Raw genomic sequence first — 10547 nt, 5'->3', positions numbered from 1 at the left:
CTTGTGCTGGTGATCGGAAATATCGTGTTCTCGTTCGTGGCTGAACGGAAGAACCCCCATCGCCGCGCCATTAGCTCGTCGGCGAGCCGGTGCGCCTTGGCCGCGTGCTGTCTCAGCATCGCGTCGGCAAGCCGGTATCCTTCCGCGCGCGCGGCGCGGCGATCCGCCCCCGGCAAGTCCGACAGCAATCTTCGCATCTTCCTGAAGTCGCTGATCTTTGTTCTTCGCGATGACCGCGCGTCGAAAGCGTGCTCGGCCCTACAGCCAGCAACGCAGACCGCAAGGTTGTTGACCTGCTCGACGAAGTTTTGTGAGTGCGACCTTCCGTTGCCGGTCATCAAGTCGATCTCCACGAACACGACCTGCGCGCCGAGCGCACGCGCGACGACGGCATGGCCTGCCTCATGGACCGCGAGCGCACGATGGCTCGCGTCGAAGTGAGCTACGAACAGTTCGACGCCGTGTTCGTCTTCTTCGCCTTCCATCGTTGGGTCATCGGTGCGAGAGGGCGTACCTTTGGCTGTACTGTGGTCCTTCATCCGCCCGCTGTCTTCTTCCTGCTCGAATTACGGTGACAGTGCACTTAATCGCCGCAGGCTAAGTGCAATTGAGTGCACTGTCACCGTAATTCCGATCATGACTTGCGAGTTCCGATAGCGACCGCCTCGGCCGGCGTGCGCTATGTCATGGTCACTTGCCGCGGATCGATTGCCTGATTGCCGACCAGCCGGACAAGTATTCTGCGCCAGGGGACGAGCCGACGCCGACCAGGTCCGATGTTTCGGCGCGGACCTGGTCGCGGTTTCAACGGTGCCGCCTGGACCGCGAACGAAAAGCGAAGGCTGCGGCGGGCGCTGATGGGCGGCGACGCGCCGCAAAAAATTAAATCGAACTAAACTCTTACTGCTTCCTGGCCATGGTCGCCAGCGCCTCGCCGACTGAGCTGATGCTGGTGCTAGTTGAAAAACTCAGGAAAGCGGGAAAGCCACCAGCAACGATATCGAGTTCACTGTCCTGCAACACTCTGTCGTGCTCTCGATACTGCGATGCATCGTCTGTCTTGTTCATGATTTCTCTCCATCCGAACTAGCGCGGACCATCCGTCGCTGGGCGCGGCCACACCGGCGCAACGCTCTCGCCGCCGCGACGAGCCGAGAGCGTGGCCAAACTACGTGATGATCACATCTTTCAGTGTGATGACGAGGTACTCCACTGGCCTATCGCGGACCGCGCTCGGCTTTCCGCCTGAGACCTGTTCGAGTTGTTCGTCGGTCAGTTCGTGCACTTCGGGGCTGGCTTCGGAATTGTGCATGGGGGGCGTGCTCATGATCCAAGCCAGCGCGGACCATCCGTCGCTGGTGCCGCCACACTGGCCCAACGCTCTCGCCGCCACTGTGACTCTAGTCACACATGTCGCTGTTGTCGTCGTCGGTCGTGGTGGCGCGATGCAGGGTTCAAGTAGACGCAGGATGTCTCCAGGCGAGCAACTCCTGGACCAGATCTTGGGAGCTGGCGTGGTTGTCGAGCAGACTCTTGAGCAGCCGCGCGCGGAACAGAATTGCGGTGACAGTGGATTACGGTGCGTTGTTTGGCCATTTACCCAGCCAGCACCAGATCGCTCGCCTTCTCGGCCAGCGCAATCGTGGCGGCGTTGGTCATTGCCTGCGGGATTCCAGGGAATACTGACGCGTCGATGACGCGCAAGGCCGAGACGCCTTTTACACGCAAGGCATTGTCGACGACGGCGCCCATGCGGCAGGTGCCGACAGGGTGATGGAACGAATCCGCCGCACGAAGAATGAACTTGCGTATGTCGGTCGTGGTTGTTGCATCGGGCCCCGGATAAACTTCCCGCGTGCGCCAGTCGGCAAAGGCAGCACCGGCCCCGATTTCGCGCGCGAGAGAAACGCCCTCGACAAGAAGGTCGAGATCGGCCGGCTCGGAGAGGTAGTTCGGATCGATCAAGGCCGGAACCCGGGGATCGCCGGAGGCAAGTTTCACGCTCCCGCGGCTGCGGGGCCGCATCAGGCAAGGCACAAGAACGTAAGCCGGTGAAGGCAACGCCCCGACGCCTGGCAGGACGAACGGCAAGGAAAGGCACATCACAAGGTGATCGGGACTTTCCCTGGGGTCACTGGGCGGCACGTAGAGAAGAGCATCGGCATGGTTATAATGCGAGCGCGGCACGTCGCGCCGCGCCGCGTAGGCCACACCCGCGACCAGCAGATGGTCTTCAAGATGGCGACCGACATCCGGCAGATCCCGGACAACGGGAATACCGAGAGATCGGAGCTGGTCGGCGGGGCCTATTCCGGACAGCATCAGGAGGCGGGGCGAATCGATTGCGCCGGCGCAAAGCAGGAGCTCGCCGTCGGCCCGCACGATTTGTTCGGAAAGCCGCAGGCCGATGCACCGTCCGCCTTCGATCGCAAGACCGAGCACTTCCGTGTTCACCAAGAGATCCACGGCCACGTTCTCGAGACTGTCGAGATATGCCGTCGCGGCATCGTCGCGAACCCCTCTTTTGATGCTGAGTTGATTCCAGCCGACGCCTGTCGTGACCTCCCCTCCGATATCGGGCGACATCGAGAACCCGAGGTCTTGCGACGCCTTGACGAAGGCGGATGCCACAGGCGTGCGATCCGTGACGTCTGCGAGTGACAGCACGTGAAGAGGACCGTTGCCGCCCCGCCATGCACTGGCGCCGCCGGAAAAAGTCTCCGCGCGCCTGAAATAGGGCAGAAGGTCCGAAGCGCGCCACCCCTCGGGCCAGCGATCGTAAGCGGCCGGATGGCCGCGCTGATAGGCGAGCGCATTGATGGTGCTTGAACCACCCACAACCTTCCCGCGCGGGCAGCGAATGATGCGGCCTCCCAGTCCCGGTTGCGGGATTGTCTGATAGCGCCAGTCGAACTGGCTGCCCTGGAGCTTGGGCCATTCCGGCGGGTCTGTGATATCAGCCAGCTTCGCTTGGCCGCCTGCCTCGACAACGAGTACCCGTCGTCCAGCCAGACCAAGCCGATGCGCCAGAACGCAACCGGCCGATCCCGCACCGACAATGACGTAGTCATAGGCTGAACGAAGCTGTTCAGGCGAATCGAGTATACGCACGCCGGACACGGCGCCGGCGGACCGAGCCAGACTGGACAGCGCCAGGCCGCCGCCGATCGTCGCCGCAAGTGCCTTGCGCCGATTGACTTGCCGGCTCGTGAAGCAGCCTCTTTGATCAACAGAGATCATGCTGATGACGATTCCTGTTGGCTAATAAGAATTGCGGGTGACAGTGCACTTAATCTACCGCTGGCGAAGAGCAATTGAGTGCACCGCCACATATTGATTGTAGGCTGTCCACCCAGGTGTCGGCCTGACCTGGCTGGCATCGGGGGGCTAAAATGCGTACATCAGCGAGGCGCTTTTGCTCTCGATATGTGGCAACTCTCCTGATCTCGACTAGCTTCGAGTTCTTCCCTTGATGTCCTTCCCGCCAAGTTGATCGATCTTCAATTGAAGGTCGTTGCGAAAGCCCTCGCTACAATCGGTGCTCAACGTTAACGCGCGGCTGAAGTTGTCGCGCGCTAGATCGTAATTGGTTCTACTCTCTTGTAAGAAACCAAGCTCAAGATACAGGAAAGCGTTAGTCGGATTCTGCTGAATCGCATCACTCAGTCGTTGGATGGCCTCTTCGAAACGTCCGCCTCGATTGTATATATCCGCCAGTTGCATACAAAGCACGTCGTTGAACTCGGGCAAACTCCGCAATCGGCGTTCGATCAATGAGGCAGCTATGCGATTAAGCCCAACCGCACAGAGCGCTTCCGAGAGGAGCACGGTTGATACCAATATCAAACCCCGAAATACCGCGGCGACCGCCATCCCCGATTTCTTCTCTTACCCTGGTGGATACACGTCCGGGAACGGTCGTTGAATATTGTGTAGACACGCGAAAGTTCAAGAGAGCTCTTTTGCCGCATGCTGTTACGGCGACAGCGCACTTAAGTCCGCCACGCCGGCAACGCTCGACCGGATTAAGTGCACTATCACCGCAATTTCGATAGGCTTAAAAGCAAATCCGGCTATTGAGTCATACCGATGAAAATGATCGCACTCGTTGGAGCCTTAGGCCTCCTAATCGCTAGTTCGACGTTCTGCAGAGCGGACTCTGGCCCTTGGTGCGCGCCGGATGTTGTGACGTTGACTTTCAAAGATCAACAAGGTCAGCAAGATCGAGATCTGGCGAGGATCGAACTTCGAACTCTCAAGCCTGTTTGCGACCTAAACCCTGAAAAATTCCAAGGCGTGGGCTTGGAACGATCAATGCGCATTGAACGCAATGGGCAATGGACCGAAGTGCCGCGAGTGTGTGTATCCGGCGTTTCTTTTGGGGTGGAAGGGCTGTCGCTGTCGGGCGATAAAGCCGGTGTAGGCATAAGGCTTACTGGAAAATCGACAGACAGAAACGAGAGTGCAGAGATCATGATATATGCGCTACGTGATGAAGTTCTCTGTTTTTTGGTAGAGCCCTGCCCGAGCCGCGAGAATCAGAACCACGAGATTCGACAATGCAATAGGCGGTTGGACTGAGACGCGCGCGCCAGTCCCCGAGCCTACCGAGCTCTTTGAGGCTGGAATTACGGTGATCCGGTTCGCTGCTTCCCGTATTCGCCTTGATTTCGAGCTTATTTCCCTTGGTGACCGCCTCATCCCAAAGCTGATTGTCGGTGGGCTGCTCGCGATCTCCGACGTCGCCAAGACCGAACGCTGGACCAATTTGAACCCAGAAGCCCGTCGCGGCGACTTACGGTTTTAACCCAAGCTCACATCGCTTTGAGCTTGGGTTGATATCTGCTTTGACGCGAAGGCCTGCATATCGTCATGGCTTGTCGCGCCGCCTTCGCCCACGCGCTTTGAATGGGGATGAAATGTTCCGGCGTTGTCTTTTCCTGGCTCTGGCGTCCCTGACCATGCTTGCGCCGCCGGCTCGCGCGGCTGACAAGGCGTGGGAGGATTGCGGTCAGATCGGCGACGAGGATCGCAAGATTGCAGGATGCACGGCTGTGCTGGCGCGCGGCGCCGCGGAGAGCGAGACGAACCGGGCCAACGCCCATGTCAATCGCGGCTATGCCTACTCCAGGCGCGATTACGACCGCGCCATCAAGGATTACGACGAGGCGATCCGGCTCGATCCGAAGGCGGTGCGTGCCTATAACGCCCGCGGCCGGGCGTATCACATGAAGGGCGATTACGACCGCGCCCTCGCTGATATGGACGAGGCGATCCGTCTCAATCCACAATATGCGCTCGGCTATGAGGGTCGCGGCAAAGTCTATCACAGCAAGGGCGATCACGACCGCGCCATCAAGGATCATGACGAGGCGATCCGCCTGAATCCGAAATTTGCGGACGCCTACAGCAATCGCGGCAATGCCTACTCCGGCAAGGGCGACCACGACCGCGCCATCAGGGATCATGACGAGGCGATCCGGCTCGATCCGAACTTTGCGGACGCCTATTTCAATCGCGGGCTTGCCTACACCGGCAAGCGCGATCACGACCGCGCCATCAACGATTACAGCGAGGCGATCCGCCTCGACCCGAAAAATGCGAGCAGCTATCTGCATCGCGGCGGCGCCTGGTTCTTCAAAGGCGACAACGACCGCGCCATCAGGGATTACGACGAGGCGGTCCGGCTCGATCCGAAATATGCGCTTGCGTATGAAATTCGCGGGCGGGCCTATGAAACCAAGGGAGACGCCGCGCGGGCCAAGAAGGATTACGATGAAGCGGCGCGGCTGCGGCGGAGCGCTGTTCAAACCGCGCCAACGCCTCCGAGCGATCCCGGCAAAGCTACTTCCGAAAAGGTCGACTCCGACCGCGTCATCAAGGAGCTCGACGAGGCAATCCGGCGCGATCCGAAAGATGCGGCGGCCCATTACATTCGCGGCACCGCCTACGCCAGCAAGGGCGACAACGATCGCGCCATCAAGGATTTCGACCAGGCGATCCGGCTCGATCCGAAAGCTATGGTCGCCTATTTCGACCGCGGCAATGTCCACAAGGAGAAGGGCGACAACGACCGCGCGATCAGGGATTACGGCGAGGTGATCCGCCTCGACCCGAAATACGCGGCCGCCTGGTACAATCGCGGCGTTGCCTACTCGCACAAGGGCGAGCGCGACCGCGCCATCAAGGAGTTCGACGAGGCGATCCGTCTCGATCCGAAAGATGCGATGGCCCGGTACACGCGCGGCACCGCCTACTCCAACAAGGGCGAAAACGATCGCGCCATAGCGGACTTCGACGAGGCCATCCGCCTCGATCCGAAATATGTGGCGGCCTGGTACAATCGCGGCAATGCCCGCAGGGAAAAAGGCGACGGCGAGCGCGCCATCGAGGATTACAGCGAGGCGATCCGGCTCGACCCGAAATATGCCGTTGCCTATTTCAATCGCGGGGCGGTTTATTTCGGCAAGAGCGATTACGACCGCGCCATCCGGGAGTTCGACGAGGCAATCCGGCTCGACCCGAAGGATGCGCAAGGCTATTCCAATCGCGGTACCGCCTACGCCAGCAAGGGCGATTACGACCGCGCGATTACGGATTTCAACGAGGTCATCCGCCTCGATCCGAAAAATGCGAAGGCTTATTACAGCCGCGGCAGCGCCTACTCCAACAAGGGCGACAACGACCGCGCCATCAAGGATTGCAGCGAGGCGATCCGCCTCAACCCGAAACATGCGTGGGCCTATGGCATTCGCGCCGATGCATATCGCGGCAAGCGCGATTTCGAACGCGCGGTGAAGGATTACGCCAAAGCAATCGAGTTGGCCGGCAAGCCGGAGAAGGCGCACTGGGCCTACTGGCATCTTCGCGGCTACAGCTACGAGCAGCTCGGCAAATGGCCTCAGGCCGAGGCGGATTATCTCAAGGCAATCGAGCTCGATCCCGATCAGCCCGCGGTTCTCAATAGTCTCGGCTTTAGTTGGGTCGATCGGAATCTCAAGCTGAAGGAGGGCCTCGCGCTACTCGAGAAGGCCGTCAGGCTCAAACCGGACGACGGCAATCTGCTCGACAGCCTCGGCTGGGCGCACTACCGCCTCGGCGACTATCAGGAGGCGATCAAGCACATGGAGCGCGCGGCTGCTCTCGACCCGAACAGCCACGAAACCAGAGACCATCTCGGCGATGCGTACTGGCGGACTGGACGTGAGGGCGAGGCGCGTAAATCCTGGGAGATGGCGTTGTCGCTCAAGCCCGATCCCGCCGGCGCGAAGAAGATCGAGGGCAAGCTAGCCCGAGGGCTGGGAAAATGAGGCGCCTGGCGGCGCTGTGGCGACACGATGCCACGTCCGCCCGGGGCATCTGCCCGTTCACCTGAAAACAAGTAGCCCGATCGCCACACCGAACACCGTGGCAGACCAGGTAAGCGAAATCCAGAAAAGCACGTTGTCTCGGTTCATCAGCAGCTCCCGCCGGTGTACCGATCTTTTCAATTGGTCTGCACGACTCTCTTATTGATCTGTGTCAATCTCCTCCCGCCTCCTCCTGATGGAATAAATTCGCGTCTAGGACAGGCGCACAAGAGAGTGGAAGGCTCCGGCGCAATCCTGGATTCGCCTGCGAGGGAGGAGATCCCCATGGCCGACCACGATCCCATCATTTCGACTGAATCCGACCTGCTGTCGCCGGCCCTGCCGGCCGCCGCGGTCACGCGCCGTTCGTTGCTCGGCGGGGCCGGCATCGCCGTTGGCACCGCCGTGTTGACGTCGCCGCCGGGCTTGCCCGGAATAGCCCCGGCCGCGGCGCAGACTGTGGGCGTCGGCGTGGACGTGCGCCCGCTCGACGCGGCGTTCAAGCGCCGCGCTGTCGAAGTCCGACAGGCCTGCGCGAGCAACGTCGAGAGAATTCCCATCGCGCCCCACCCGGCAAATGGCGATGAGGCGCGCTACACCAACAAGATCGGTTCCGATTCACGGGGCCTGCCGCACGACAAACGCGGCGAAGTGGAGCCAGCGGCATGGCAGGCGCTCTCTACCGCCTGCCAGTCGGGCGAAGCAGCCGATTTCGAGAAAATCCCGCTCGGCGGCACGCGCAAACTGCTCAATCCCATCGGTACGCAGGCCGTCAGCCTGAGCGGCATCAACCCTACCCAGATTGCGATACCGCCGGCGCCGGCGCTTGCAGGTGCGGAGCGCGGCGGTGAGGCGGTCGAGGTCTATTGGCAGTCCCTGCTTCGTGACGTTCCGCTGACCGAGTTGCGCGACGACACCACCCATCGCGACGTGCTCGCCGCGACCGAGGAGATCGACAAGCTTGCCGATTTCCGGGGGCCGAAGTCCGGCGGGCGGGTTACGCCCGGCACACTGTTCCGCGCCAATGCGCTCTATTTCGATCCGACTGACCCGAAGGGCCGCTCCGTCACGCCTCCAGGCGTTCTGGACGGCCCGCTGATCTCACAATTCCTGCTCCGCGACGTGCCCTATGCCGCACAATGGATCAGCGCTCAAATTCGCACCGCGTTGCCGACAAGCGAATTCCTGATCGAATACGAGGAGTGGCTGGCGAGCCAGAACGGCACGGCAGCGAAACGCCGGTTGGAGTTCAACGCGACACCGCGATACATCACGACAGGAAGAGATCTCGCGGAGTATATCCGCAGTGGTCCTGCACTTGGGTGGGCGGCAGCACTGATGCTTGCGACCCCCGGCGGTGGAGCGGACCCACGCTATACCGGCATGTATCCGCCGACAGAGCCCGCGTCCTACCCATCGAACCCGTATCGGAAATCGAAGACCCAGGGACCTGCGGGGGGCACGTTCGGATTGCCCTATGTGCAGGCACTCCTCGCCATGGGGATCAGTAACTCCGTCCGTGCGGTCTACTGGCAGAAGTATTTCGTGCACCGTTCTCTGCGACCGGAAGCCTATGGCGGTCTGGCGCACCATCGCCTCGCCAATGGCGTGAGCGACTATCCGTTGCATGAGAACTTCCTGAAATCGGAAGCCCTCGAGCGCAGTAAAGCCAAATACGGCACCTACCTTTTGTCACAGACCTATCCGGACGGAGCGCCGCTTCACTCCACCTATCCCGGCGGTGCCACGGGTGCTGGTGCCGTCACCGCTACCATATTGAAGGCGTTCTTCGACGAGAGCCGCGTCATCGCCAATCCGGTACAGCCGGATCCGGCCGACCCGACGAAGCTCGTGCCGTACAGCGGCCCGCCGCTCACGATTGGTGGCGAATTGAACAAGCTCGCGATGAATTACGGTTTCGGACGGAATTGGGCTGGAATCCACTGGCGTTCCGACGCTTCCGCGTCCATGGCGATCGGCGAGGAGGTGGCGATCGGTATGCTGCGGGACGAGCGCACCACGCTCCGCGAGCCCTTCGACGGCTTCTCCTTCACGCGCTTCGACGGCAGCCGCGTGACGATCTGACGTCAGGAGGGCTGAGGACTGGCGGCGCGACTTGAAGGGTCGCGCCGGGCCGGCATGGCTTTAACAAGCCGTGCCGCCTACTCTTTCGCAGCCTTCGCCCGCATCTTCATCTCGCGGTACCTCGCGGCGCCGCCGTCGCGATTGTTCTGCGGGCTGCGTTCCACCGCCATCGCATCGTCAGGCACGTCCTTGGTGATGACCGAGCCCGAGCCGATATAGGCGCCCTTGCCGATCTTCACCGGCGCCACCAGCGAGGAGTTGGTGCCGACGAAGGCGCCCTCGCCGATCGTGGTCTTGTGCTTGAAGAAGCCGTCATAGTTGCAGGTGATGGTGCCGGCGCCTAGGTTGGAATTGGCGCCGACATGGGCGTCGCCGACATAGGACAGATGGTTGACCTTGGCGCCCGCTTCGATCGTCGCGGCCTTGGTCTCCACGAAATTGCCGATCCGAACGCCGTCGCCGAGCGCGGTGCCCGGGCGCAGCCGCGCGTAAGGGCCGATCGACGCCTTCTTGCCGATCGACGTCTGCACGATGTGCGAGAACGAATGGATCACCGCACCGTCGGCGATGGTGACGCCGGGGCCGATCACCACGTACGGCTCGATGGTGACGTCGCTGCCGAATTTGGTATCGGCGGCGAGATGGACCGTCTCGGGCGCGATCAGCGTCACGCCGGCATCGAGCGCCGCCTGGCGCAGCCGTGCCTGCATCACCGCTTCGGCTTCCGCAAGCTGGGCCTTGTTGTTGATGCCGCGCACTTCATCTTCGTTGGTTTCGATCACGACGGCCTCCAATCCCATTTCCCTGATGATGGTAACGGCATCGACCAGATAGTACTCGCCCTTGCTGTTGGCATTGCCGATCCGGTCGAGAACTTCCAGCGCGCGGGCGCCCGCGAACGCCATCACGCCGGCGTTGCACAACGTGACCTTGCGCTCTTCAAGCGTCGCGTCGGCATGTTCGCGGATCGCCATCAGGTGGTCGCCTTCGAGCAGCAGCCGGCCATAGCCGGTCGGGTCGGCGGCGCGGAAGCCGAGCACGGCCAGCGCCGCGCCCGTGGCCAGCGGCGCGCGCAATCGCGCGAACGTCTCGGCCGAAATCAGCGGCGTATCG

General features: G+C 61.5%; 10 protein-coding genes. 4 read left to right on the top strand and 6 right to left on the bottom strand.

Translation table 11 applies throughout. The features are described from left to right. The 5 genes from CQ12_RS31190 to CQ12_RS31180 form a co-directional block, all read right to left on the bottom strand. Positions 1-485, bottom strand: a 485-nt coding sequence (locus tag CQ12_RS31190; RefSeq protein WP_057839115.1) for a hypothetical protein, incomplete at its 3' end; no start/stop codon positions are given. A gap of 415 nt (positions 486-900) precedes the next feature. Then, complete coding sequence (locus tag CQ12_RS44400) at positions 901-1068, bottom strand: hypothetical protein (protein WP_157088605.1); 168 nt, start codon at positions 1066-1068, stop codon at positions 901-903. Positions 1069-1168: 100 nt separating this feature from the next. Further along, the gene (locus CQ12_RS44395) at positions 1169-1327 is read right to left on the bottom strand and encodes a bacteriocin (protein ID WP_157088604.1); all 159 of its coding nucleotides are present in this window, start codon (positions 1325-1327) and stop codon (positions 1169-1171) included. 269 nt (positions 1328-1596) lie between these two features. After that, a complete protein-coding gene (locus tag CQ12_RS31185) occupies positions 1597-3240 on the bottom strand; it encodes a GMC family oxidoreductase (RefSeq protein ID WP_057839114.1) in 1644 nt (547 codons plus the stop codon). 210 nt (positions 3241-3450) lie between these two features. Continuing rightward, positions 3451-3873, bottom strand: a complete 423-nt coding sequence (locus CQ12_RS31180) for a tetratricopeptide repeat protein (RefSeq protein ID WP_057839113.1) — start codon at positions 3871-3873, stop codon at positions 3451-3453. 318 nt (positions 3874-4191) lie between these two features. Here CQ12_RS31180 and CQ12_RS44390 point away from each other — a divergent pair, with 318 nt between their 5' ends. The 4 genes from CQ12_RS44390 to CQ12_RS31170 all read left to right on the top strand — a co-directional run bounded on the left by CQ12_RS44390 (position 4192) and on the right by CQ12_RS31170 (position 9434). Continuing rightward, a complete protein-coding gene (locus CQ12_RS44390) occupies positions 4192-4581 on the top strand; it encodes a hypothetical protein (RefSeq protein ID WP_157088603.1) in 390 nt (129 codons plus the stop codon). Positions 4582-4633: 52 nt separating this feature from the next. Then, positions 4634-4807, top strand: a complete 174-nt coding sequence (locus tag CQ12_RS44385; RefSeq protein WP_157088602.1) for a hypothetical protein — start codon at positions 4634-4636, stop codon at positions 4805-4807. A gap of 154 nt (positions 4808-4961) precedes the next feature. Then, on the top strand, positions 4962-7310 hold the full coding sequence (locus tag CQ12_RS31175; RefSeq protein WP_057839112.1) for a tetratricopeptide repeat protein: 2349 nt from the start codon (positions 4962-4964) through the stop codon (positions 7308-7310). Between the two features lie 324 nt (positions 7311-7634). After that, positions 7635-9434: a vanadium-dependent haloperoxidase gene (locus tag CQ12_RS31170; protein ID WP_057839116.1), complete on the top strand. Its 1800-nt coding sequence runs from the start codon at positions 7635-7637 to the stop codon at positions 9432-9434. A 77-nt stretch (positions 9435-9511) separates the two neighbouring features. Here CQ12_RS31170 and glmU read toward each other — a convergent pair. Then, positions 9512-10547 (bottom strand): bifunctional UDP-N-acetylglucosamine diphosphorylase/glucosamine-1-phosphate N-acetyltransferase GlmU (gene glmU / locus CQ12_RS31165; RefSeq protein ID WP_057839111.1); only part of this gene is annotated, 1036 nt, incomplete at its 5' end.

Source organism: Bradyrhizobium jicamae, from assembly GCF_001440395.1.
In the GTDB taxonomy this organism is placed as follows: domain Bacteria; phylum Pseudomonadota; class Alphaproteobacteria; order Rhizobiales; family Xanthobacteraceae; genus Bradyrhizobium; species Bradyrhizobium jicamae.
The sequence above is the reverse complement of the archived record's forward strand: the minus strand, read 5'-3'. Positions and strand labels throughout refer to the sequence as shown.